The sequence below is a fragment of the Mesorhizobium sp. A623 genome (assembly GCF_054489405.1).
The window spans coordinates 28804-54129 of the sequence record NZ_JBTMXB010000013.1 but is presented as its reverse complement, the minus strand read 5'-3'; the positions used below and the strand labels follow the sequence as shown (position 1 = coordinate 54129).

Annotated in this window: 19 protein-coding genes and 2 pseudogenes; 15 read left to right on the top strand and 6 right to left on the bottom strand. The window is 59.4% G+C overall.

Annotated elements, in window-relative coordinates; translation table 11 throughout:
* Positions 1 to 323 precede the first annotated feature (323 nt).
* The 4 genes from repA (at position 324) to ACX3P1_RS15180 (ending at position 4738) form a co-directional block, all read left to right on the top strand.
* Entirely contained in the window at positions 324 to 1493 is a 1170-nt protein-coding gene (gene repA / locus ACX3P1_RS15195; protein ID WP_459080428.1) for a plasmid partitioning protein RepA, read from the top strand.
* A gap of 70 nt (positions 1494 to 1563) precedes the next feature.
* On the top strand, positions 1564 to 2562 hold the full coding sequence (repB, locus tag ACX3P1_RS15190) for a plasmid partitioning protein RepB (RefSeq protein WP_459080427.1): 999 nt from the start codon (positions 1564 to 1566) through the stop codon (positions 2560 to 2562).
* Positions 2563 to 2719: 157 nt separating this feature from the next.
* Positions 2720 to 3919: a plasmid replication protein RepC gene (repC, locus tag ACX3P1_RS15185; RefSeq protein WP_459080426.1), complete on the top strand. Its 1200-nt coding sequence runs from the start codon at positions 2720 to 2722 to the stop codon at positions 3917 to 3919.
* A 384-nt stretch (positions 3920 to 4303) separates the two neighbouring features.
* Positions 4304 to 4738, top strand: coding sequence for a hypothetical protein (locus ACX3P1_RS15180; protein ID WP_459080425.1), 435 nt, complete (start codon positions 4304 to 4306; stop codon positions 4736 to 4738).
* Positions 4739 to 4858: 120 nt separating this feature from the next.
* On the opposite strand, the pseudogene ACX3P1_RS15175 reads toward ACX3P1_RS15180, so the two are convergent.
* Positions 4859 to 5811 (bottom strand): annotated as a pseudogene (locus ACX3P1_RS15175) (site-specific integrase).
* Positions 5812 to 6035: 224 nt separating this feature from the next.
* Between ACX3P1_RS15175 and ACX3P1_RS15170 the strand changes: the two are divergent.
* From ACX3P1_RS15170 to ACX3P1_RS15135, 8 genes are all read left to right on the top strand, one after another.
* Positions 6036 to 6398: a type II toxin-antitoxin system RelE/ParE family toxin gene (locus ACX3P1_RS15170; protein ID WP_459080424.1), complete on the top strand. Its 363-nt coding sequence runs from the start codon at positions 6036 to 6038 to the stop codon at positions 6396 to 6398.
* On the top strand, positions 6385 to 6708 hold the full coding sequence (locus ACX3P1_RS15165) for a helix-turn-helix domain-containing protein (RefSeq protein WP_459080423.1): 324 nt from the start codon (positions 6385 to 6387) through the stop codon (positions 6706 to 6708). Before ACX3P1_RS15170 ends, ACX3P1_RS15165 begins: the two co-directional genes overlap by 14 nt.
* Positions 6709 to 6727: 19 nt before the next feature.
* Positions 6728 to 7756, top strand: coding sequence for a 3'-5' exonuclease (locus ACX3P1_RS15160; protein ID WP_459080422.1), 1029 nt, complete (start codon positions 6728 to 6730; stop codon positions 7754 to 7756).
* Positions 7757 to 8073: 317 nt separating this feature from the next.
* The gene (locus tag ACX3P1_RS15155; RefSeq protein WP_459080421.1) at positions 8074 to 9036 is read left to right on the top strand and encodes a DUF1403 family protein; all 963 of its coding nucleotides are present in this window, start codon (positions 8074 to 8076) and stop codon (positions 9034 to 9036) included.
* Between the two features lie 2 nt (positions 9037 to 9038).
* A complete protein-coding gene (scpB, locus tag ACX3P1_RS15150; protein ID WP_459080420.1) occupies positions 9039 to 9758 on the top strand; it encodes an SMC-Scp complex subunit ScpB in 720 nt (239 codons plus the stop codon).
* Positions 9759 to 9835: 77 nt separating this feature from the next.
* Entirely contained in the window at positions 9836 to 12067 is a 2232-nt protein-coding gene (locus ACX3P1_RS15145; RefSeq protein ID WP_459080419.1) for an nSTAND3 domain-containing NTPase, read from the top strand.
* Positions 12068 to 12365: 298 nt separating this feature from the next.
* A complete protein-coding gene (locus ACX3P1_RS15140) occupies positions 12366 to 12665 on the top strand; it encodes a hypothetical protein (RefSeq protein WP_459080418.1) in 300 nt (99 codons plus the stop codon).
* Positions 12658 to 15141, top strand: coding sequence for an AAA family ATPase (locus tag ACX3P1_RS15135; protein WP_459080417.1), 2484 nt, complete (start codon positions 12658 to 12660; stop codon positions 15139 to 15141). Before ACX3P1_RS15140 ends, ACX3P1_RS15135 begins: the two co-directional genes overlap by 8 nt.
* Before the next feature lie 21 nt (positions 15142 to 15162).
* Here ACX3P1_RS15135 and ACX3P1_RS15130 read toward each other — a convergent pair whose 3' ends face one another.
* Both ACX3P1_RS15130 and ACX3P1_RS15125 read right to left on the bottom strand, forming a co-directional pair.
* Positions 15163 to 18645 (bottom strand): ATP-binding protein, encoded by a 3483-nt coding sequence (locus tag ACX3P1_RS15130; protein WP_459080416.1) that lies wholly within the window; start codon positions 18643 to 18645, stop codon positions 15163 to 15165.
* Positions 18645 to 19916 (bottom strand): metallophosphoesterase family protein, encoded by a 1272-nt coding sequence (locus tag ACX3P1_RS15125; protein ID WP_459080414.1) that lies wholly within the window; start codon positions 19914 to 19916, stop codon positions 18645 to 18647. The genes ACX3P1_RS15130 and ACX3P1_RS15125 overlap by 1 nt, the downstream gene beginning before the upstream one ends.
* A gap of 160 nt (positions 19917 to 20076) precedes the next feature.
* Here ACX3P1_RS15125 and ACX3P1_RS15120 point away from each other — a divergent pair.
* A pseudogene (locus ACX3P1_RS15120) lies at positions 20077 to 20334 on the top strand (acyl-CoA dehydrogenase family protein); the annotation flags it as partial.
* Positions 20335 to 20504: 170 nt separating this feature from the next.
* On the opposite strand, the gene otnC reads toward ACX3P1_RS15120, so the two are convergent.
* From otnC to ACX3P1_RS15105, 3 genes are read right to left on the bottom strand one after another with little or no spacing between them, the layout of a single operon-like run.
* A complete protein-coding gene (gene otnC, locus ACX3P1_RS15115) occupies positions 20505 to 21155 on the bottom strand; it encodes a 3-oxo-tetronate 4-phosphate decarboxylase (protein ID WP_459080413.1) in 651 nt (216 codons plus the stop codon).
* Positions 21152 to 22417 (bottom strand): 3-oxo-tetronate kinase, encoded by a 1266-nt coding sequence (gene otnK, locus ACX3P1_RS15110; protein WP_459080412.1) that lies wholly within the window; start codon positions 22415 to 22417, stop codon positions 21152 to 21154. Before otnK ends, otnC begins: the two co-directional genes overlap by 4 nt.
* Positions 22418 to 22444: 27 nt before the next feature.
* On the bottom strand, positions 22445 to 23416 hold the full coding sequence (locus ACX3P1_RS15105) for a LacI family DNA-binding transcriptional regulator (RefSeq protein ID WP_459080513.1): 972 nt from the start codon (positions 23414 to 23416) through the stop codon (positions 22445 to 22447).
* A 161-nt stretch (positions 23417 to 23577) separates the two neighbouring features.
* Here ACX3P1_RS15105 and ltnD point away from each other — a divergent pair, with 161 nt between their 5' ends.
* Both ltnD and otnI read left to right on the top strand, forming a co-directional pair.
* A complete protein-coding gene (gene ltnD, locus ACX3P1_RS15100; RefSeq protein WP_459080411.1) occupies positions 23578 to 24492 on the top strand; it encodes an L-threonate dehydrogenase in 915 nt (304 codons plus the stop codon).
* A 2-nt stretch (positions 24493 to 24494) separates the two neighbouring features.
* Positions 24495 to 25262: a 2-oxo-tetronate isomerase gene (otnI, locus tag ACX3P1_RS15095; protein ID WP_459080410.1), complete on the top strand. Its 768-nt coding sequence runs from the start codon at positions 24495 to 24497 to the stop codon at positions 25260 to 25262.
* The last annotated feature ends 64 nt before the right edge of the window (positions 25263 to 25326 follow it).

The window sequence follows — 25326 nt, the reverse complement described above, 5'->3', positions numbered from 1 at the left end:
TAAGGATCCAAGGTTTCGAAAGAGGCGTTTGAGGGGTGATTGGCCGAAATCGATGCCCAGAATGGATGGCATGACATCGCGGCTAGATAGGCGACCTGGCCAGAACCTCCAGCGAAGCGCTATTATCCGTTGTCAGCCGTACACCTCGGTGATTATCGTAATGAAATGAATAGGATAGCCGATCTCGGATCACTGGCCTGTCTCTTTGCAATCCATGTTAACCCTTTGTTAACTCAAAACTTCTTGCCGGAGCGCCAGAATCGGACGATAGTGTCGATAATTTCCCGGATGTCGGGAAAAAATCGTTCCTGACGGGTCCAAATATGAATGTTGTGGCTGCGAAGAATCAAGGTATCGACTTCGCGAGAACTATCCTAGCGCATGGCGGCGAGATTTCCCGTAAACTCGATATGTTGCGCACGGAAAAATTTCCGCCTGATGCGCAAAAGCGGCTGCGTACGTTTTCACTAGCCGAGGTTGCTCATTTCGTTGGTGTATCTCCGAGCTACCTGAAGAAGTTGCATCTTGAAGGCAAAAGCGTTCAGCCGAACACGTCGCCGACAGGAAGGCGATCATACACCGCCGAGCAGATGAACGAGCTCCGAGAATTTCTTGATCGGTCGCCCATGCGCAAAGAAGGTGACACACTCAAGGTCATCGCCGTTGTCAACTTCAAGGGCGGTTCTGGAAAAACCACGACAGCAGCCCATCTTGCTCAGTACTTAGCGCTGACAGGGCATCGAGTTCTTGCGGTCGATCTGGACCCCCAAGCGTCGTTGTCGGCCCTGCACGGAATCCAGCCTGAGCTCGACCGGAACTCGTCATTCTACGACAGCCTGCGTTACGACGATGAACGCAAGCCCTTGAGCGCAGTCATCCGGCCGACGAATTTTCCGCTTCTGGATATTGTTCCCGCGAATCTTGAGCTCCAAGAATACGAATACGACACTCCGCTTGCGATGCAAAAATCGGGCGAGGGAAAGACGTTTTATACCCGCATCGGCAGCGCACTCGCTGAAGTCGATGACCGCTATGACGTTGTCGTCATCGACTGCCCGCCGCAGCTCGGTTACCTGACGTTGACAGCTTTGACCGCGGCGACATCGGTACTCATCACCGTGCATCCGCAGATGCTCGACATTATGTCGATGTCCCAGTTTCTCCTCATGCTGGGGGAAATCTTGATGACGATTGAGGATGCTGGTGTGAAGGTCGGGCTCGATTGGTTCAGGTATTTGGTCACTCGCTTTGAGCCAACGGATATCCCGCAAGCGCAGATGGTCGGCTTCATGCAGTCGATGTTTGCCGAGCAAATGTTACCGAGCCCCATGCTGAAATCGACGGCTATTTCCGATGCAGGCTTGACCAAGCAGTCCCTGTACGAAGTCGAACGGGCGCAGTTCACAAGGTCAACCTATGACCGCGTCATGGAATCGTTGGAGGCGGTCAACAGCGAGATCGCTTCGCTGATCCACCAATCGTGGAGGCGTTAGTTGTCAGCCGTACACATCAACATTTTTGCCAGCAATCATAACGCGTTGTCGGCGATCAGGAGATTTTGAGATGGCTCGAAGGAATGTCCTTCTAGGGATTACGCAAGCGGATGCGAAGCAGCCCGATAGGGATGCGACATCCGGCTATGCCATGCGGGGCGCATCGAAATCAATGCTGTCTTCTATTGGTGAACTGGCAGCCCAGGCCGCTAAAGCTGAGAAGTTGACCGAGGGCGCGATGGTCGTCGAGCTTGATACCGCCATGGTCGACGTGTCCTTTGTCTCTGACCGCATGGATGGAGGAGACGAAGCCTTCGGTGAGCTACTGGAGGCGATCAGGGAGAACGGCCAGAATTCTCCGATCCTGGTCCGTCCTCATCAAGATCACGGAGATCGATACATGGTCGTCTTTGGCCATCGGCGGCTTCGTGCGGCCAGGGAACTCGGAAGACCCGTAAAGGCTGTCATCAAGCCTCTTGCGGATATTGAACACGTCGTAGCGCAAGGGCAGGAGAATTCAGCTCGGGAGAACTTGTCGTTCGTTGAACGATCAGTTTTCGCACAGCAGCTCATCGGTCTCGATTACAGTAGGGAAACCGTTCAGGCGGCGCTTGCTATCGATGCGCCAATGCTCACGCGAATGCTGTCCGTGACCAAAAGGATTCCGGGTCGAATTCTGGATGCCGTCGGTGCAGCCAAAGGGGTAGGGCGGGATCGGTGGATTGAGCTGACGATGCTAATTGAGCGGCCAGGCAATCTTGGTAAGGCTGACGCCCTGGTTTCTGATGCCGACTTCAGCACTGCCGAATCGAATGAACGGTTCGGCCTTCTGTTCGAAGCCATGAAATCTAAGAAGCAGGCCGTCAGAAAAGGTGCTGCGAAGACTGGTGCCAAATCCTGGGCTCCTGAAGACAAATCAGTTAGCGTCAGCCTGAAGAAGACGCCGAAGAAGGCCACGCTATCCATTGGGGCGGCTGACGGCCCGCTCTTTGCAGAGTTCATCAATGGACGACTGGACGACCTCTACAAGGCCTTCAGGCGGTCCAAAACGGAAACCACTGGAGAATAGAAACCGCAAAAGAAAAAGGCCCCCAGACGGCGAACCGTGGAAGCCCTTCTCGTAATCTAAGCAGTTCGAGAATCACATTTCCACGAATCAGTGTCAAGCGTTTTGACGTCGAAGTCGGCGAGCAGGATTCTTTTGCCTAGCTAAGGCGAACATAAAGATGGAAACGCATATCGCAGCGACGCCCTTCGGGCGGCGGTCGATGACGCTTGCCATGTTGGCAGTACAAAGGGAAGAGATTCCGACAGGAAAGGCCGTCGATAAATGGCAGGTCTACCGCGATCTATGCGAAGGGAAGAGCCTTGTTGGCATCGGAGACCGGTCGCTGGCCGTCTTAGCGGGCTTGCTGTCGTTCTACCCGGATAACGAGCTGTCGGAGGAGAACGGGTTGATCGTGTTCCCTTCTAACAAGCAGCTATCGCTTCGGGCACACGGGATGGCGAATGCCACGCTGCGGCGACATCTGGCGGCGTTGCTGGATTGCGGTCTCATTACTCGGCGGGATAGCCCGAACGGCAAACGATACGCCCGCAAGGGCAGGGAAGGGGGCCTTGAGGATGCCTTTGGTTTCTCTCTCGCACCGCTTCTTGCGCGCTCTGAAGAGTTTCAGCAGGCGGCCGAACGGATCCGTGCGGAGAACCGTGGCCTCAAACTGATGCGCGAGCGGATCACGCTGCATCGTCGTGACATCCATAAGCTGATCGAGGCTGCGATAGAGGAAGCCGTTCCTGGTGACTGGGGAGGCCTGTGGAGGCGTTTCCGTGCGATTGTAGAGGCTATCCCGCGCAAAGCCGCCCTGCACGAACTGGAGGCTATCGTTGGCGACCTGGCTTCCGTGCGTGAAGACGTGGACATGATGTTGGAAAACTTCATGAAAACCCAGAATCCGAGCGCCAATGAGTCCCGTAATGAGCCGCAGCAATCTGACTCAAATACATATGCCTTATTTGAACTTGAACCTGCTTCCGAGAAAAGCGGGGCAACGGTTGAGCCTGACCGGGGAACGCGGGAACCGCCGAAAGGGTATCCACTAGGCTTTGTGCTGAAAGCCTGCCCTGAAATTGTCGATTACGCCGTCGACGGGATAGGCAGTTGGCGCGATTTGATGGCAACGGCCGCCCAAGTGAGGGGATATCTCGGGGTTTCGCCGTCAGCATATGAGGATGCTTGCCACACGATGGGGCCAGAAACTGCGGCGATTGTGGTCGCCTGCATCCTGCAGCGGGCCCAGCACATCAATTCGGCCGGCGGATACCTGCGGGTGCTGACGGAAAAGGCGAGGGCAGGGGAATTTTCCGTCGGCCCGATGCTGATGGCGGCGTTCAAATCGAATGGAGCGACATCAAGAATGGCGGGGTAGGGCGCGATGATTTCATTGACGAGCGGCTTGGGTTCAAACTCGAAGCGGCCCGGTTGCTAGGGTTTGTATACCTTTCATCCATCTGCTGAGGGAGCGACAATTTTGTCGATCTGCCGGGTTTTTCTGAGCCACGCCGCAGCCGGCAGACGCGGAGAGCGATCTGCACGAAGGGAGCGGTTCAAAATCGGCTTCCGAGCGCAGTCCGAGATGCTCAATCTCGCGAAATGAATTGATCGCTATACGTGGGCCTGCCCATCCAGGAATACGAAAGCCCTGACCGTCCCTGGCCGGTAGTATCGTCTTGGTTCGTCATGGAGGATTCGATTTTCTTGGATATGCCCTGTCTGTAGGGCAAACTACCTCTGGCACCGATGGAGGAAAAAAATGAGAGCACGATCAGCGACCGTCGGAGACCTCGAAGCCGTCTTTCATGACTTGTCGAAGCGGATGTCAGACGAATATGTCGCCGCCGGCAAGGACAGCAAGGCTGCTTACGACAATCTGATGATGAATTTGAAGGAAGGGCGGGCCCACGCGCTTGTCGAGAATGATACTACCGTCGCAATCATCGCGTGGCATGAGCATGGCGACGCAGCAGATACCCTGTTTTCCGCGCGGGACGATTTCTTTAGCGCCAAGACTGTTCGGTTTTGCAAACGACACATACGCCAAATCCAGGCGCTCACTGGAAATCTTCCGGTCCGCTCGCGCAGTTGGCTTGACGGCCCAGATGTCGTGAAATGGTTTCGGATAATTGGCTATGCCGACGGAGGTCGCGAGAATGGTGCGCGACTGTTCGAGTTACCGCCAAATGCCTGAAGGACCGATAGAAGAACATGTGGCGCGTCTTCTCCCTCAATTTTCATGACTTTGTCGAGGAGTCGTGCCGGAAAGATGTCAAGTTAGTCTTCTGACGTCGATCATTGCCGGCTGGCTGGCCTACAGGCCAGACGCCTTGGTGAGATTGACGCGGAAGCGGTCGCGGCGGCGCTGGTATTTGCGGGTCATTTCGGCTGACGCGTGGCCGAGTTGCTTTTGCACGTAGCGCTCGTCGACCTCAGCCGAAGAAGCGAGGCCGGCCCGCAGTGAGTGGCCCGAGAATTTTGCTGCCCGTTCACCTTCTGAAAGATCGCCGCGCACGCCGGCGGCTAGCGCGGCGCGCTTAACGAGACGGGCGACCTCCTGGTCGTTGAGCCGCTCGGCGCCAACGGCCTTGCCTTGCCCGGTGACGCGGCGAAACAACGGGCCGTGGCCAATTTTTGCGAATTTGAGCCAAGTTTCGAGCACCACGACCGGGCAGGTGGCGTCGGCCGAGCCGCGGCCGATCTCGACCTCGCGCCAGCCGGTCTTGCCGCGCTGCGTGACCAGGATGCCCTTGTCCAACACCTCGATCCAGCCGCGACCGTCCTCGGTCTGGTCGCGGCCGCAATCCAGGCCGGTGATTTCGGAGCGGCGTAACCCGCCGGCAAAGCCGAGCAGCAGCATGGCACGGTCGCGCAGACCGCGTAAGGTTCCGCGGTCAAGCGTTTCCAGCATGGCGATGAGATCCTCGGGCAGGATCGCTTCCTTCTGCCGGGGAGGGGCGGCGTGTTTGTTGCGGATGCCCGCCATGACCGTTGCTATATGGCGATCTTTGCGGTTGAGCGGCTGGCCGCGCTGCGTGTAATTCCACGAGAGCGAGGAAAGCCGACGGTCTGCGGATCGGGCGGCACCATTTCGACGCCTTGGCGGCGGCACCAGCCGGCAAAATGCTTCCAGTCCGAGGCATAGGCGCGCCGCGTATTGGCGGAACTGGCCGCCTCGACGTAATCGCGCGCGCGGTCTGCAAGCTTTTCCAGATGAGCCGGGAGGGGAGGGAAGGGGACTTTGGCCTGCACGACTCCCATCTCCATCACGACATCAATAATGTCGGGCAGATCGCCGGCGTCGGTGTCAGATGGATTTTCAGATTGGTTCATAATTACAGGAGCGGGACCGTCGTCTTAAGATTCTCTCGGAAAGCAATTTCCGACGCCCCAGTGTATGACAACGTGCACGGAATGTGAATCGCCATCGGAAGCAGGGTCACTGCCCGCATAGACGTTGATTTCTATAGCACTTGGTGCTACATGACAACATGAAGGAACGAGTATTCAAGACGGCCTGGTTTGCCAAGGCGGCGCGCAAGGCGCGCATTAGTGACGCCGCCTTATGCAAGGCTATCGCGCAGGTGGCGCAGGGACAGGCGGATGATCTGGGCGGCGGCGTGTTCAAGAAGCGCCTGAACGACAACCGGCACCGCTCGATCATTCTGGCCAGGTCTGGCGCGTTCTGGGTCTATGAATATCTGTTCGCCAAGCAGGACAGGGCCAACATCGACGACAATGAACTCGTCGCGTTCCGCAAACTGGCCAAAGCCTATTCCGGATTGACGGACCGGCAGATCGCCGCGTTGCTCGCAGGCGGGGATTTTTTGGAGATATGCCATGAACAATGCTAGAAAATACAAGTCTGACGCCTTTGAGGCGATCCACAGCTCGGCCAGCGCGCTCTACAAGGTCGGGGCGATCGACAAGACGACGATGCGCGGCTTCGACGAGGGCTGTCTGGCGGTTCCTGCGGCGTTCGATCCGGATGCGATCAAGGCGCTGCGCGAGAAAAATCATGTCAGCCAGCCGGTGTTCGCGCGCTATCTGAACACGTCGGAATCGACGGTGCAGAAGTGGGAGACCGGCGCCAAACGGCCGAGCGGGCTGGCGCTGAAGCTGCTGTCGGTGGTCGAAAAGCACGGTTTGCGTGTGCTCAGCTAGCGCTTTGCAATAATGACCGATGAAGCCGGACGACGGATTGGAAGAGGCTGACAGCATGAAGACGGCCGCCGCCCAGTTTGACCTGTTCGATGCGGCGCCCGGTTATCGGGAAGTTCCGCGCGCCGCGCCAAGGAAGCGGGCTGCAGCACGCGGTCCGGTCTCTCCGAGTTGGGACGCGGAGGAGGCAGTCCGACGATTGGAAGAGGGCGGTGATTACAGGGTCTTGCGCAAGCTGGTTCCGCGTTCGATCGTAAGGCGGAGCGAAAGTCGATATCCCAACCTCGCAATTTTGGTCGATACCGAGACGACAGGCCTCTACCACGCAAGGGATGAGGTCATCGAAATCGGCGCGGTCGCGTTTACCTATGATGACGGCGGCAACATCGGCGACGTGGTCGGCGTCTACAGTGCACTGCGCCAGCCCTCGTCGCCTATCCCGCCGGAGATTACCCGCCTGACCGGCATCACCGATGCGATGGTCGCCGGGCAGGAGATCGATAGGGCCGCCCTCGATAAGCTGATCGAGCCGGCCGACCTTATCATTGCCCACAATGCCGGATTCGATCGGCCGTTTTGCGAAAAACTTTCGCCGGCCTTCGTTTCAAAAGCGTGGGCATGCTCGGTCACCGAGGTACGTTGGGCCGATCTGGGCTTTGAGGGCAACAAGCTCGGCTATCTTGTGGGACAGTCCGGCTTGTTCCACGAAGGGCATCGCGCCACCGACGATTGCCATGCGCTTCTTGAAGTGTTGGCGCGACCGGCGGGGGAGGGCGGTGCGCTTCCCTTTGCCCAGCTGCTGCAATCAAGCGCCCGCTGCAGGATCCGCATTTTTGCCGAGAATGCGCCTTTCGAGATGAAGGATCATCTGAAGGCGAGGGGCTATCGCTGGTCCGACGGCAGCGATGGTCGGCCGAAGGCCTGGTGGATCGAAGTCGATGAAGACCTGTACGGTGACGAGCTCCGTTATCTCCGCACCGAGATCTATCGCTGGGACGAGGCGGAGCCGCCGACCGTTCGGCAGACGGCGCATGATCGCTTTAGGGCATAACGCGTTTGCGTGTCTCGCGAAATGCAGGGCGCAGCGCGAGGGCCACATCTGCGGTACCGTGCGCTTGGGCGACGGCCTGTCGGTCGATGGCGCGCCCGTTTCTGCTGACGCCGGCTCTCATGATGAACGCCAATTTTCTCACTGTCGTCGAGCGGAGCCGGGTTGAGGGCCGTTTGCGGGCTCTTGCTCGAGATTTTGAGCCATTTCGGCCCACGTTCCAATTACGAGCGATAAGGCAACATTATCATTCTTTTATTCCGAACGACAGGCGGTGCGGTTTATTGCATTATAGGTAGCAGAAAACGCACACTCGATTTATGCTGGCCTCCATGATTCGTGCCGTCCCGTCGCCCATTGCCTCGCCCCCGACACCGCGCGTGCCCGCCTGGGCACTTCCCGTGGGGTCGGTTTCGAACGACGTTGACGCCGCTTTCTGCGCCGGCGCCGCCTTGACTTCCCTCGATAATCTGGTCCGATCGGACCCGGTCTGGGCCGGGTGCTGGCGCCAGCGCCTGGCCCTGAAAAGCGCGGCCGGTGCCTGCCGCCTAGCCGGCCGTAGCGAAGACGAGGCCGCGTTGCGCGATGCCTGGCATTTGCGCGCAGCCGGCGACAATGCCGGCCCCGCCGGCGCCATTTACGGCGCCTGGCGGCAGCTGGCGTCACGGCAAACGCCCCTGGATGCCGGCAAGATGGCCGAGATCGTTGACTGGCTCGGCCTACGCTGGGACGATACGTTCGCATCAATTCCCAGCGAGATCGGGGCCTTGGTCGGCGCCGGCCGCTCGGCGCCGTTCGCAGCGGCGGCAATCGCCGACCAGATTGTTGCCCTGTCGTCGGGTGCCGAAGCGCTGGCCTGGTGGTGTGCCGACCTGGCACTGGCGCAAAGCCTGCGCTGGCCAAAACCGGTGCCGCTGCTGATGGCCCAGGTTTTTTCGCCCGTGTTCCGCATTGATGGTAGTCGGGGGCGGATCAAGCCGGGAGAGGAGGGGTTTGAGCGAGCTGTTTGTCTGGCGCTGGCGCAGGGCGCGGCCGAAGCCTGCCGGCTGGCCGGTGAAATCGACCGGCGCGCGCAACAAATCATGGCGGTGGCGCCAAAACTGCGCGCCAAGGGGGCAGGCGAGGTGATCCAGAAACTGCTGGACGACGATGCCGTGCCAAGCTCACTGACCACGAGAAATCTGTCGCGCTTCGGTTCACGGCGTCTGTTCGAGCGTCTGCAAAAGTTCGAGGCCGTGCGAGAATTATCGGGCCGTTCCACCTTCCGGCTTTTTGGGCTGTAACGATGGCAGAACCGTTCGTCCGCCGAAAGGAAAATGCTGAGTTGGCATTGCTGGACATCGAGCTCGAGCACCTGCCGCCGGAGCTGCGTTGGCGCGAATGGCTTTTGCGCGTCGAGGCGGTGATCTTTGCTACCGGCACGCCGGTGACCCGCGAAACATTGGCGCGTGTCGTCGGCAAAGACTGCAACATCGATCTGATCATCGACGACATCCGTGCCGAACTCACTGGGCGGCCCTACGAGCTGGTGGCGGTAGCGGGCGGCTGGCAGCACCGGACCAGAAAAATCTATTCCGACGCAATTCAAGCGGCGACGGGGCAGAGCGCGGCAGAATCTCGCGCGCTGTCGCAGAGCGAGACGCTGGTTTTGATGTGTGTGGCGTATTTCCAGCCGATCACCCGCGGTGAGCTCTCCAGCTTTTTCGGCAAGGAGGTTTCGCGCGACACCATCGGCGCGTTGCGGTCGCAAGAGTTCATCGCCTCTGGGCCGCGCAGCCCGACGCCGGGCGCACCCTACACCTATGTCACCACGAAGACCTTCCTCTCCCACTTCTCGCTCGACACGCTGCGCGACCTGCCCGACTTCGAGGCCCTCGAAGTCGCCGGCCTGCTGTCCAAGGAAAAGCTGCTCGTCGGCGAGATTCCGGCCGGATTGGGTCGCGGGGAGCGCGACGGGGACGAGGAGGAGCCGAAGACAGACTTCGTTGAAGATGAGATGTCTTAAGCGGTTGTCTTTGGATCTCATCCTCGGCGACAATTGCCAACTCACGACTAGGATGATTCGGTAGGCGAAACACAGGGATGACGTTTGATCTGACCAGATTGGGCTGGAAGGCCTTTCAGGATCTCGCCGCGGCGGTCGCGGCCGAGATCCTGAAACGCCCGGTGCAGACCTTCTTGGGGTCGAACGATGGAGGCCGGGATGGAGCGTTTCTTGGGACATGGACTGGGGATAACGGTCAGCCGGTCAAGTCGACGCTTCAGTGCAAGTTCATGGGGAAGCCCGGCGCCAACTTGACGCTGGCCAACCTTAAGAACGAACTGCCGAAGGCGGAGCAACTCGCCAAGGACGGGCTCGCCGAGGATTATGTGATCCTGTCCAACGCCGGCGTCTCGGGTGAGGCGGACAAGGAGATTTGCGCCGCGTTCGAGTCGGTGGGCGTGAAGCGATGCCTAGTCTTTGGCGGCTCGTGGATTGAGCAGCAGCTCGACGAGAGCGTGCGCCTGCGCATGCTGGTGCCCCGGATCTACGGGATCGGCGACCTTTCCCACATCATAACCGACCATGCCTACATGCAGGCCAAGGCGATCCTCGACAATATGGGATCCGATCTCGGCTGCTTCGTGCCGACCAACGCCTATCGGGATGCAGTCAAGGCGCTCCAAGAGCATCGCTTCGTCATCCTGCTTGGTGACCCGGCCTCTGGCAAATCGACGATCGCGGCGATCTTGGCGCTGGGCGCGCTCGACGACGGCTGCATCGGTGCCGTGAAGATCAACGCTCCCGATCAGCTGCACTTCTGGCATCCCGGCGAAAAGCAGTTGCTGTGGGTCGACGATGCCTTCGGGCCTAATCACTTCGACGTTGACCGAATGAGCCGGTGGAACGCCGAGCTCGGCACGCTGCGCGCGGCAATCGAGGGCGGCGCCCGCCTCATCTTCACGTCCCGCAACTATATTTGGGAGGCGGCCCGACTTCATCTCAAGTTGAGTTCGTTCCCTTTGTTCAAGGAGAGCCAGGTCGTTGTAAATGTCCAGGAGCTAAGCGACAATGAACGCGCGCAGATGCTCTACAACCATGTCCGCCGTGTCCATCCCCAGGCAATGCGCCAGCGGCTGAAGCTGTTTCTGCCCAATGTCGCCGCCAACAAGGCATTTCTGCCCGAGACCGCGCGGCGGCTCGGTGATCCGCTGTTCACCGGGAAGCTGAAGCTCAGCGCGGGGCGGCTGAAGGAGCTTGTCGAGCAGCCGGTCGAGTTCCTGACCGAAGTGCTCGAACAGCTTGATGCGCCGTCGCTCGGCGCCGTCGCGCTGATTTTCCTCAACTCGGAAAACGGCGTGCCGTCGCCGATCGGCCAGCACCCGGCGCTCGAAATGGTCACGCGGCTATTGGGCGTACAGCCGGCCGCCGTCGCCAGGGCGATTGAGCATTTGAATGACAGCCTCACGAGGCGGCTTTCGGCTGAAGACGGTGATCGCTGGGTGTTTCGGCATCCGACCGTGACCGATGCGTTCGCCGAGATCGTCGCCCGCTCCCCCGAACTGGTCGAGCTCTATGTGAATGGCGCCAAGGTCGATCGGCTTGTCCGCCAGGTCGTATGCGCACCGTTGGCCGCTCAACACGCCCATGTCCGCGTCCCGGTCTCGTTGTTTCCGGTACTCTTGGGGCGGTTTAAGGATCGTTCGCTCGACGAGAGTTTCAAGTCGTTCCTCGGCGCCCGCGCGGGTGACGGCTTTCTCGGCAAGATCGTCGCTGCGCGGCCAGACATTCTCGAATGGGCAGCAACGATGAACACCAACGACCTTTCGCCGGGTAGCCTGTTGCTCTTGGCGGCCCTCAACTCATATGGCCTCCTGCCCGAAGCGGCCCGAGGGCGGATCGTCGAACGCGTGGGCGACGACGCGATCACCTGGATGCGGACCAAGGTGTTCGCGAACGACATGTACCACCAGATATTCACTGACGACGAGTTCGACGACCTTGCTGCACGCTTCCGCAAAGAATGGCTGAATGATATCGAGAGCCTGATGGACGACCTGCGCGGCCGGTTCTCCTCGGACAACGAGCTCAGCCTCTATGAGGAGTTCAAGGACAGCATGGAAAAGGCCGAGGCCTTCTTCTTCCCGCATGGACGGACGGAGCCGCTCTATACCTTCTACGCCGAAATCAGCGCCCATATCAGCACGCTCGAGGAGGACGAGCCCTCCTCAGAACCTTCCGCCTGGTCAGCGCAGGCGATAACGTCGGCAAGCATCTCCGCGACGTCGGCTGCAGCAGACAGCAGCACGATCTTCGACGATGTCGATGATTGAGGTCGGCGCGCAGAAGTTGTACCAACCTCGCTTGAAAGGCGGCTTTTGATGCCGGGGAGATGGGCTGGTACCGCGCGCTGCCTGCGGCCACGCCGAAAGAGAAAAGGACGCTGCCAACAAGGCTCCTAGCGTTGCCGTCCACAGCCTCGAAGGCTTTCGCGTTCAAATCGGCGCAACCGCTATTCGCGGCATTTTCGAGAGGCTTTAAATCAGATAACTTTGACAATGCGGGCTGGTCGAAGAATCTACCGCGTTGTTCTTCGAGGAGTGAACACGGCCCGGGCCGTTGGGGGGAATTATGTCGGATGCAGATGGGGCGGCAGTCGCAGTTGACGCGAGGGCGGGCGAGGCAGCAGCGGAGACAGTCCCTGTCGAGGCTTTCACAGCCAAGCCCGAGACGCCCCAAGCCATTCTCGCCGCGCTGGCGGAGACGCTGAAGACATCTGAGGGCATCGACACCGATCTCGCGGGCATTGTCATCGATCACATCCTGACGACCAATCCGCATGCCGACGCGGTCACCAATGCAAAGACAGCTATTATGAAGCTTGCCGCAAAGCGCGCCGCTCCTCCGGAATCGGACACTGTCGATGGCTGACACAACGCTGTTTCAGTCGCTCACTCTCGAAGGATTTCGCGCCTATCTCCAGCCCAAGACGTTCGACTTCAGTCAGAAGCGCTGTTTAGCAATCTTTGCGCCAAACGGGAGCGGCAAATCGAGCGTTATTGATGCGCTCGAATTCCTGTTTTCGGATCACGGAACATTGGATCGGCTTGGTCAGCGATCCCTTAACAACCAAGCCGGGCCGACAGCCTTGGCGCATTACGGCGCGCAGGCCGCCGGGATCGCGCCCGTGGTCAGGTTCTCGACCACTGCCGGAAAGACGATCACAACTGGCAGTCGCGCCGCTTCCGGTTCCGAACGCTCGATCCATGCGGCGGCGACCGAGATGGCTGCATCCTTCGTCGTATCGCCCATCATCCGCGGTTACACGCTGCGAACATTCGTCGAGACCACCAAACCCGAGACCCGCTACTCCGATGTGGCTGGCTGGCTGCAACTGACCTCACTGGTCGAGGTGCAAAAGAATCTCCGCGCGCTCCGCAAAGATGTGAAGGCGACAGCCGAAAGTAAGGCGGAATTGACCCGCCTCGATGGCGAGATGGGCAAGCAGACGTGCCAAGTGGTGCAGTCCTGGGATGCCCCGGCAGTGCTGGCCTATGTCAACGACAGCGTGATTGCTCCCCTCGACAAGGGGCTGACGTTCGCGGCGTTTCAGAAGGACGATTTGTCCTATGCAGAGGTCGAGAAGCGCGTTCAGGCTGAGGAAAACCGCATCGGGCTGGCGGGCCTCAAACAGGCTCGCGCGGCCGCCGCAGCGCTATGGTTGAAGGCTGAACCGGAGATTGGCGGCGACGCTGTTGTCAGCGGCGCTATCTATGACTTTGAAGTTGCGCTTGCCGAGTTTGCTGACGCGCGTGTTTTCGAAGCTGATGAACGCGATAAGGCGGCCGGAGCCGTCTTCCGCACCATCTGGAATGAAGCGGAGACGCTATTCGCCGATGATGCTGGCGCACCGGACGCATGCCCAATCTGTACGACGCCGATCAACCAAACCACCGCAGGAAGCACGGCCGCGATCCGCGATCTGCTGGCCGAACATCTCGCGGATTTGAAGGCTTATGGCGAAGCTAAGTCTGTGCTTGACACAGCCAGCACTACTTCCACACAGGCACACAACCGTCTCGTGGCGCGGCTGCCCGGTCTGATCGAGCATCTAAATGATGATGACGAAAGTGGACCCAAGTCCAAGCTGATCGCCTATCAGGCGGGTGTCTCCGCCTGGCCTGTCGCTGAAGCGCCGGCTTCGGCCGACATCATTGCCGTGATCGCCGCAATGCTCGCTGACCTCGACGAGGACATCGCGGCGATTGAGGCGAAGCAGGGTGATCATACCTGGGTGAAGGCGAAGGTCAAAATCGCTCACCTTCTGGAACTACAAGATGAGATCGTGCTCGCCGTCAAGACATCGGAGGAACTGACTAAACTTTATGAGGCGCTTGGCGCGCAGGCGAAACTGATTTCCGACGCGATTCGCCACAAAATGCAGGCGCTTCTCGACACGCTCCAAGTACCGATGAACGACATCTACAACGAGATTCAGGGTGCAAACGCAAGGGCTATTCGCTTGGAATTGCCGGGCGATGACGAGGCCACGCAGAACAAAATGCAACTAGTCATCGACTTCGCCAAGAACCGCACAGGCGTGGCGCCCGGCGGCTATCTAAGCGATTCTCAAATCCATTCGGTCGCGCTCGCCTTGCGTTTGGCCGCGATCAAGGCGTTTAACGGCGGCGCGCCCGTTATTGCGCTCGATGACATCGTTACCTCATACGATGCTGATCATCGCCGGGCAATCGGCGCGCTTATCGCCAAGATGTTCGGCGACTGCCAGATCATCCTCGTCACCCATGACGAGCGCTTCTTCAATTACCTGAAAGACCAGCTTCAAGCGAAAGATTGGCACTTCACGCGCATTATCGCCTTCGATCCGGCCTACGGCCCGCGCTTCGCCGATAATAAGGTGACGGACGAGATGATCGAGGCGCGCTGGGTTGCAGGGGAACTCGCGGCCAACGAGATGCGGCAGGCCGAGGAGGAATGGCTGCTCGGACTGGCGCGGGGTTTTGGCGTGAGCGTTCGCATCCGACCACTCGAAAAGGCGTATTCCTACGAACGGGCCGAGCTAGCCTCGGCAATTGGCAGTATGCTGAGCGGATTGAAGTTGGTGCCTGGGAAAGTACCGGGGGTAAACAACCGCTTCATCGACAGCCTGATCAAAGGCAATATCGAAAACTTCGGAAGCCACTTTCAAGATGGACCTTATGGTGACGGCTCAATGGGTGATGAAAAGGCACGCTGGGAAGAGTTCAAAGCGTTTCGCGAACAATTCAAATGTGGTGCCTGCGGCCGGATGAAATACCAGCGCCCGTTCGGCCTGAATAAGCCGGTATGTGCGCATGGCGGATGCGAAACGCAGTTCGCGTTCGCCGCTACGCCGGCCGTCGCCTGATGGTGCTCACGTGTTGGTTGTCTATGCAATCTCACAAACGTTTACCTGCGGTGCGACTTGAGCGGCGATCTCGCATAGATGCCGATGGTGCGTGAGATAGATCACCTGCCCGACCTGGGCTATTTGTCCGAGCAGCCGAAACACTTCCTCTGAGCGTGGCTCGTCGAAGGTTTCCATTATGTCATCAGCAATGAAAGGTACCGATGGCCGTGCCGCAGCGAACTCCTCGTAACCGGCCAAGCGTAAAGCCAGATACAGCTGAAACTGCGTACCCTTGGACATCTCGACCGCAAGCTTCGAGCCGCCGTGCCGTGACAAGCCGATCAGCGATTCGCGGTCCTTGTCAGGTCGCGTGGCAAGGCCGGTATATTCGTCACGAGTGATCAGCCGGAACGCTTCGGATGCCCGGTTCATCATCGCGCTGCGGTGTTTGTCCCGGTAGGCGCGAATGCCGTGCTCGGCGACCAGGCTGCCGCTTCTCAGGCGCAGATAGCGGAGCGCCAAATCTTCGATTTCAAGAAGCAACGTGCGCCGGTGCGCCTCAATGCGGGCAACAGCATCATCACCTCCGATGGCGGTTAGGCGGTCGTTTGCACGCGCCTTGTCCGCGAACAGGTTCTTCGCTCGCCCGTCCAGATCCTCAAGCCGTGTCACAAGCTCGGCCTGCTCCCGCTGTAATTCGCCCAGGTCGGCGCTGGCAAGGCTGGCCAATGCATCCTCCAGCGATTGCTGCTGCATGTCGCCGATGATTTGCCGTTCAAATCTGTTTTGCTGCCCGACCAGCTCATCCCTTTTCCGGCAGCGCTCCAACGCTTGCCGGACCTCGGACAGCGTGTCGACGTGGAAAAAGTCTGTCATCTCCCTCTTGCGCGCGGCATGGGTGGAAATCTCGCCGTCCAACTGCTCGCGTTCAATCGCGAGATCGGCAAGGGACTGACCGCGCTCCCGTCGTTTCGACTGGACCTGCCTGGCTTCCTCGATCCGCCGGATCAAGGCTTTCGCCGCGGCGACCGGATTGTTGCCGTCAAACGCATCGCCGAGGTCGTTATGCAGCTGCCTGACCGCATCGGCGAAGGCTTTTCGATCCGACTCCATGGCATTGATGCGATGTTGCATCTCATCCTGTTCGCGCAAGGCTTCGGGGAGATTGGCGGTCGCGTCGAGGAGTTCCCGCACCGCGCCGACGCTGCTTTGCCGGTCAGCGAACCACGTGGTCGCGAGCGCTGCCGTCCAGTCATGTTGCCATGCTTCGGATGCTTTGGCGGCTTCGTCGAGAACCTGCTTTCGTTCGGCCAACGCTGCATCAAGCTCTTCGAGCCGCTTTTTGGCTTCCGTCTTTTTGGTCTGGAGCGCCGCATTGTCCGCGAGGGTGGTTTCGGCCGCCTGCACCAGAGCCGCCAAGCCTATCCCGCCGACGTTGATCCCGACGCCAGTCAAGGCCTTTGTGAGTGAGTTTTGCTCTGTTTCGAGCGCACCGTTTGCCTCTTCGAGGTCGTTTAGGGCGCGACGCAGATCATCCCACGCAGTCAGGGCTGCAGCGCGGCTTTCTGTCCACTGGCCGATCCTTGCCAGCCATGCACCCGCGGAGGCATCGGCACGCAGATCGATTTCGTCCGGCGTTTCCGACCTGATTTCGCGGCGCAAGGTCTTCAGTTCCTCATCAGTCTCGCGCAGCAATCCGCTTTGCCGATCGACGCTGACTTTGGTCACTGCCAGCGCCGCCGTCAGAGATCGCAGTTCTTCGAGTTCCTTGGCGCCGTTGAGACGTGCAGCGGCGACCGCATCGGTCTTTCGCATCCTGTTCTCGAAACGATGGGCCGACTCCCGATCCAATTCCGACAGATGATGCGTCCATGCCTCGTCCCGCTCGAGGCGGTCGGCCTTTGCCTCTTCATCATCCATGACTGTGGCGGCTTCGCGCAGGGCAGAAATCCTTGCGGCATCCTCCTCGTGGTTTGTCGAGAGCTCTCTTTCCCGCTCTTCGATCTGCGATCGCCGCTTGTCGATGGCGGTGAGGGATGATTTCCAGGCTTCAAGGCGGTCGGCACGGGGCGGCGAGATCTGCCGAAGAGCGTTGCCATCGCCGGTCCAGGGATGCAACCCGCCGACACTATCGTCAAAAGCCTGCCGCCTGTCGAGGATGTCGCGCTCGGCAAGGCGGAGTTCGGCTGCAAGATTGCCGTCACGCAGGCGGGTTAGAATCGACTGGAGCTGTGCGACCTTTCCGGCATCGATCGAAGCGCTTTGGCCGTCGAGCATCTGCCGTGCGCGTTGTTCTTTTTCCAGGGCTTTCCGGGCGGCGTCATGTTCCTTTTCGGCCGACTGGCGAGCGACATCGATGCCGGATTTGTCGGAAATAAGATCACGCAATGTCCCGATCATAGCGGCCGGTATTAGCAGCGTTTTCGGATCATCGACCTCCGACTGACCCAGGGTAGCCAGGATGAGATCAATCTTGCGGGTCCACTCAGACAGCGAATCCTTTCTTTTCAGCAGGTCTTCCTCCGCGGTCGTATAGCGCGCGGCGGCATCTGCCAGCTGATCGAGACGGTCCGCCATCTCAAACAGACGTTCATCGACCACCAGTCCTTCAAGCTCCTCCCGAATCTTCTGTTCGTGCTGACCGAAGCCGGCCGACTGAGTTTGAAGCCGCGTCTCCTCGACGATGAGATTGGGAAGCGCTGCCACCCATTCAGCCGAAGGGTGCGGCAGATCCTTGTATTGCCCGAGCTCCTCCGTTCCCTGGCTGTATTCAGCCGCCAGAGGGTGAGCGCGTAGGACGCGGGCAATCTCATCCTGGCGCGCCTTTGCCGTACCGATTTCCTTTATGGCGGCGTCATATGCGACCTCGGCCTGCTCGAGCGCTGTCGTAAGCGCCTTGTAGGCCGACGCCTGTGTGTCGATTTCATCTCGTTTGGATTTGAGTTCCGCGATCTGGCGTTTCAGACCGGCAATCTTCGTCGAACTCGCTCTCTTGCGGAAAATGCCGTCGGCCTCGGCGACCGCAGCTTCGAGAATGGAACTGGTGCCTGCCAGTCCGGCGCTGGCTGAAAACAGCAGTTCGCCCAGATCGCCCTTGCTTTCGAGGATGGCGTTGCCGCCATCTTCCAGTGTCTGATCGTCAAGCGAGAACATCATGCGATAGGCATCGCGCGTTAGCCCGGCGAGCGGGGCACTCAGGATCGCCTCGTTGACCGGTTGCCCATGCTCATTCAGCAGGGAGTTGCTGCGCTGCTTGACGCGCTTGAACTCACGGGCCTGCTCGTCGAACTCAAGGCAGGCACCGATTTCCATCGCCTTACCCTGATGAAGAAAACCATAGCGCGTGCGCTCCTCGATGCCGAACAGAAGATCGAGAAAGCCTGCGAGAGCTGTCGATTTACCCGCCTCGTTCAGGCCGTAGACAATGTGCAGGTCCGGCGCACCGGCGGCGTGCTCTCCGAAATCGATCGAATAATCCGTGAACTTGCCGTAGCGGGTGAGATCGAGCCTGCGCAGGCGCATCAGCTGATCTCCGATGCTTCCGGCTTCAGCCGGGCCAGCATGTCCTCGCTTCCCTCCGAAAGCAGCTGGTCAATCAGGGCTTCGAACGCGGCTTCATCATCGCCGCTAAAGCCGCGCGCCTCGGGTGGCAGGTCATCGCGGAGTTCCTTGACTAGATCGCGGACGGCTTCGCGAACACCATGCTGGTGAATGATGTCGTTGCGCATTAGATCGCCGAGCTCCAGGACCGGGTCGGCGGAGGCACTGCCAACCGGTGTGCTGATGGGGGCTGTGGTAGTGATTTCGATCTTCTCGATCCAGGTCTTGCCTAGTCCCTCTGCGCGCTGTTCGGCTTCCGCCAGCAGCAGATCGCGATCGCGGCGCAGCTGCCATGACAGAGGCGTCGCACCTGTCAGCCGAAGGCGACCGACAAGATGTGCGGAACGCGTTCGGTCGCGCGCAATACCCATCGCCTCATCAATGAGCTCGACCGCCTCCCGCCAAGTCTCGGCGGAGGAAAGGTCGACCGACACGCGTTCGAACTGGGCAACGCTCGTCGGGCGTTCCTCGACGGTAAGGCTGCGATCATCGTTGACCGTAACGAGCGTGACCGTCTTCTCACCGCCCTCGTTGATGTCCCGGCCTTGCGGCATCCCCGGCATTACCACTATGTGCTTGCCAGCATGCTGCGCCCGGACGTGGACATGTCCCAAAGCCCAATAGTCAAAACCCCAGCCATGTAGGTCGGACGCCTTGCAAGGCGCATAAAGGTCGTGACCTGGAGCGCCCGCCACGCTCGTATGCATGATGCCGATATTGACGGCATCGGGGGCAGGGCGGTGGTATTTTTCTAGCAGACTCTCCGGCGCGTGAGGCTTGGCAAAGCTCAGGCCGTGAATCGAAAGAGCGAGATCCCCGTGTGCGATGTCGATGGTATGAGAGCGGCCGCCGAACACGGTGACCGATGGCGGCAGGATCAGTTCTTGCGTGATCCGCGACAAAGCATCGTGATTGCCCCGAATGATGAAGGTGGCGACACCGGCCTCATGTAGCCGCTGCATCTGGCTTGCCAGAAACCGGGCGGTTTTCATTGACGTCTGGTCGCCGTCATAAATGTCGCCGGCGATGATGAGTGCATCCACCTGTTCGTCGATGCAAAGGTCGACGATCGCAACCAGAGCTTGGCGCGTTGCATCGCCAATCAGCTCAGCCAGATCGCCATTGCGCATCGCAAGTGACCGCAGCGGGGAGTCGAGGTGCAAGTCAGCTGTATGAATAAATCGAAATGGCATGTGAACGTTTTATCTGATCGTTGAGGTGGGTCGTTAGTAGCCTATCGTATTGTCACCGTTCGCTGCACGTCTTTTCCAAAGCGCTCAGCATTGGTGCCTGAATATAGAAATTATGTAAGCCGAGAGCGCCAGATCAAACGACGGGCTTCGGGCGCGCTGTGCTACGGTACTGGTCGATAGCGGAGGATCGTTCCGGGAGGCTTCTTCGATGGCCAAACTTTTTGCGAGCGAAATGGTTGAGCGGGTTGTGTCCGATGCCATACAGGCGTTTGGTGAATGTGGCTATCTGAAGGGCTATCCGCTTGAACGCCTCTACAGAGATGCTCGGATCTGCAAGCTTTACGAGGGAACCTTGGACATCCAGCGCATGATCATTGCAAACCACCTTACGAAATATGGCGTGAGCCGAAGCGACTAGATGGTAAGTGGACGTTGCCAAACAGGTACGGGGTCGTACTGCCGGTGTTACCTGTGAGCACTATGACAACACGATCGAAATCCCTTTGTCGTCACGTAAGTAGAGGGTGCTCCGGGCGTCGGGCTCTGCAGGCCGTAACCATAGGCAATATGCAATGACGCTTCGCCCTTCTATTTCAGGCTGTTCGCCCGCAAGGTTTCCACCTGCCCGGCTGTCAAATGCCTTGTACGCCGCCCTTCGAGAAGCAGGAACAGCTTGGCGGTTTCTTCGAGTTCTTCCGTAGCATATTGGGCTTCGAGCAAGGTTTTTCCGGCCACCACCGGACCATGATTGGCCAGAAGCACCGCATGGCTGTGGCTGGCCTTTTCCGAGACCGCGATGGCGAGCGCTTCGTCACCCGGTGGAAAATAAGGCACCAGCGGCAAGGAGCCGACCCGCATAACATAATAGGCGGTGAGTGGCGGCAGGACGTCGCTGGGGTTGATGTCTTCAAGGATGCTGACGGCTACCGAATGGGTTGAGTGGAGATGCACGACCGCGCTAGCCTGCTTCTGTTGGCAATACATGCACTGATGCAGGAAGGCTTCCTTGGTCGGCTTGTCGCCGCCGACATGCACGCCCTCGGCGCTGAACCGCGACAGGCGCGCCGGATCGAGGTCGCCGAGCGAAGCGTTGGTCGGCGTCATCAAAAGGTCGCCGTTGCCGAAGCGGGCACTGATATTTCCTGTTGAGCCGAAAGTCAGACCCCGGTCGAAAAGCGATTTACCTACGCTCGCGATCTGATCGCGCAATCTTGTTTCTTCGGAAAGAATGGCGCTCATTGGATGTGAGCCCATGCTTTCAGGAAGAAATCGTCGGCACCGAAATTTCCAGATTTGAGTGCAAGGGCGATAGGCTTCTCGTCGCCGATGCTACGGGTCCAGGGAACGCCCGGATCGATTTCTGGACCAATCCGCAAGGCGCTCACCCCAAGAGAATTGACGACGGCACCGGATGTTTCGCCGCCGGCGACAAGGAGGCGGGTGAAGCCGTCCTCCCTCAGCGCGCAAGCTACCTCGGCCAGCAGGTTTTCCACCAGCGCGCCGGCCTGCTCGCGTCCGAGTTCCTTTTGAACCCTGGATACCTCGGCAGGATCGGAACTCGAGTAGACGAGCGGCGTGGGGTGGTGGTTCTCCCGCACCCAATCCGCGACACCTTGGGCGGTAATCTGGCCTTGCGCGATCAGAAGCGGATCGATCTGCAGCGCAGGCACGTCTGCTTCGGTGGCGCGCTTGATCTGGCGGCGTGTCGCGGCCGAGCACGAGCCGGCCAATATGACGGCGCGTCCATCAGGGGCAGAAAAGCTGAGATCGGCACCTTTCTTTCCGATTTTGCCTGCGCGCCGAAAATTCTCCGGCAGGCCGAGCGCGATGCCTGATCCTCCGGTGATGAACTTCATGCCGCCAACCGCCCTGCCGATCTGACGCAGATGCTCATCCGTCAGGGCATCAATGATAACCACCCTCTCGCCCTTCGCCTTCGCGGCCTTAAATGCCGATGCAATAGCCTCGCTGCCATCCTTGACCGCGTCATGGGAAACCAGTCCGACCGGAAGCGAGGTTTGTCGCTGCAGCACCCGCACGAGATTGGCGTCGCCCATCGGTGTCAACGGGTGGTCCTTCATCGGGCTGTCGGACAACAGCATGTCGCCGACGAAAAGATGGCCGTGATAGACCGTCCTGCCATTCGCCGGAAAGGCAGGGCACGCGACCGTCAGGGGCTCGTCGAGCAAATCTAGCAAAGCTTCGGTGACTTGGCCGATATTGCCCTCGGGCGTGGAATCAAAGGTCGAGCAATATTTGAAGATGATCTGTTCGGCCCCAGTGCCAAGCAGCCTTTCTGCGGCGCTGCGTGAAGTCGCGATGGCCTCGCTCGAGGCTATCGTGCGCGATTTCAACGCGATGACGACAGCCTCGGCATCGCCGAAATCAAAGCCTGCCGGTGGCACGCCGATCACCTGCACCGTTCGCATGCCTTCTCGAGCAAGCGTCAGCGCAAGATCAGTGGCTCCAGTCAGATCGTCGGCAACCGCACCCAAAAGCATATCAGTTCACTCCGTCCCGTTTGATTTTTACGCCGTCGCGCCTTCGAATATTTCATAGCCCGTGTCGATGACGCGGCGGACGTCGGTTTTTTCTCCGGTGTCGAGGAGCGTTTCGACGGCGATCTTGCCGATCAGAAAGCGGTTCGATCGCACGGTGGACAGGGGCATCGGCAAGGCCTGCCCAATGTCGAGCCCGTTGAAGCCGAACAGGCCAAGTTCATCCTTCACGGAAATGCCCGCCGTCAGGCAGTGGAAAAAACCGCCGACGGCCATATCGTCATTGGAAAAGACCACGACATCGAGGCTTGGCTCTTTTCGCAATAGCGCGTCGAGCGTTTCTTTGCCGGCCAGCGTCGAACTGGCCTCAGGACAGCGGCTCTCGGCCTTAAGCGACAATCCCGCTTCAATCAGCGCATTGCACAGGCCATCATAGCGCATGCGGGCCCGCTTGTCGGCGTCCCAGTCATGGCCCACATAGCCGAATCGCCTGTAACCGCGTTCGATGAGATGACGTCCACTGTCGTAACCGGCCTTGCGGTGGGAGAGACCGATGGCAATGTCGATAGGTTCTGCATCGATGTCCATCAGCTCGGCAATACGAACACGGTGGTTGGCGAGCATTGAGCGGGTTGCATCTGTATGGTCGAAGCCGGTCATGATGAGTGCGGCGGGCTGCCATGCCAGCAGCGACGATACAATATGCTGTTCGGTTATGGGATCGTAGTCGGTGACGCCGATCAGTGGCTGGTAGTTCGTTGATGCCAGTGCCGCATATATTCCCCGCAACACCTCGGGGAAGACGATGTTGGAAAGCGACGGCAGAATAACGCCGATCAATGGCGCGTTGGAGGAAGCGAGAGATCTGGCCGCTCGGTTCGGCACATAACCGAGCGCGTCTATCGCACCAGTTACGCGCGAACGAGTGTCGTTGGAGATTGGCCCTTTGTTGCGCACTACCCGCGATACCGTGATCTCGCTCACACCAGCCATCTTGGCCACGTCGGTCAATGTCGGCGAAACCGGCGGCATTCCATTTTCCTTTCAGTCGATGCAAATTTGCGAATGACAGCGCTAACATAATTTTCTTGCACGCGCCAAGCCTCTGTGTCAAATCTAGTGTTAGCGCTGTCATAAGCGGATCATGCATTGGGGAAGTGAGTATGAAGCCGTCTCGGATCGTTGCAGTTATCGGACTTGGTTCCATGGGCCTTGGCATGGCCCGGTCGTTGATACGTGCCGGGCATGCGGTGTCGGGATGCGATCTGGATAAGGCCGCGCTGGAAAAGCTCACCGACAGCGGCGGTGTAGCCTACGACAAGCCGGCGACTGCTGCGCGTGATGCCGATGTTGTCGTCGTGGTGGTTGTCAATGCCGCCCAGACGGGGGCTGTGCTTTTTGGACCGGATGGTGCGGTCGCGGCCATGAAGTCGGGCTCGGTTGTCATTTCATCGGCCACGATGTCGCCTGCCGAAGCGCAGGATTTCGCGGCGCGCGCCGGCGAGCACGGCGTGCTCTATCTCGACGCGCCGATCAGCGGCGGCTCGGTCAAGGCCGATGCCGGCAAGCTGACGGTCATGGCATCCGGGTCGGCGACGGCATTCTCTGCTGCACGACCTGCCCTGGATGCGATGGCGCAGACCGTATATTCGCTGGGCGACGATGTTGGAATCGGCTCTTCGTTCAAGATCGTCAACCAGCTTCTGGCGGGCGTACACATCGCCGCCGCTTGCGAGGCGATCACGTTTGCCAAGCGACTCGGGCTCGACATCTCCAAGGTTTTCGAGGTGATTTCCAAGTCGGCCGGCAACAGCTGGATGTTCGAGAATCGGATTCCGCATGTTCTGGCGGGCGACTACGCGCCGCACAGTGCGGTTTCGATCTTCACCAAGGATCTCGGTATCGTCTCGGAGCTTGGCCGCAAGCAGAGTTTCCCGCTTCCCATCGCGAGTGCCGCGCTGCAACTGTTCCTCATGACGGAAGCGGCTGGCATGGGACAGGATGACGATTCCTCGGTCGCGCGCCTGTTGGCTCGGATTTCGGGCCTCGAACTGCCGGAAATGGAGCAGGCCAAGTAATCATGCCTCGCCTTGCTGCAAATCTGACCATGATGTTCAACGAAAGCCCGTTCCTCGACCGCTTTGCGGCCGCGGCTTCGGCTGGATTCAAGGCTGTCGAATGCCTGTTCCCTTACGATCATCCTGCCGAAACCATTGCCGAACGCCTCAAGGCTAACGGCTTGAAGCAGGCCTTGTTCAACATGCCGCCGGGTAATTGGGTGCAGGGGGATCGCGGGCTTGCCGCCTTGTCTGGGCGCAAGGAGGAGTTCCGCCTGTCGGTTAGTGATGCGGTCGACTATGCCCGTGTCATCGACGCGCCTTTGCTGCACATGATGGCAGGCATCGCTTCGTCGCGGGACGCCGTGGCGCAGGCTTGCTACAAGGATGCCCTGGCCTTTGCTGCTGACGCAGCGGGAGCGCAGGGCATCGGCCTGGTGATCGAGCCGCTCAACGGGCGCGACATGCCGGGTTATTTCCTCGACAGTTTTGAGCGTGCGGGGGAGATCATCGATGATCTCGGGCACGCCAATCTCCGCCTCCAGTTTGACGTCTATCACCGGCAGGTGATGCGCGGTGACGTGTTGACGGCGCTGGAGCAGATGATGCCGCTGATCGGTCATGTCCAGATCGCTTCCGTTCCCAAACGCAACGAGCCGGGTACGGGCGAACTCGACGATTTACGGATTTTCGCGGCCCTCGATGCACTTGGCTATGGCGGCTATGTGGGATGCGAATACCGCCCGGCTGCAGGGACAGTCGCCGGTCTTGGCTGGATGCAGAATATCTGAGCCCGAGTGGCTGCTCTTGGAGGAACTACACTATTTCTCAGAGGGCGTTTGGAAATTAACGATT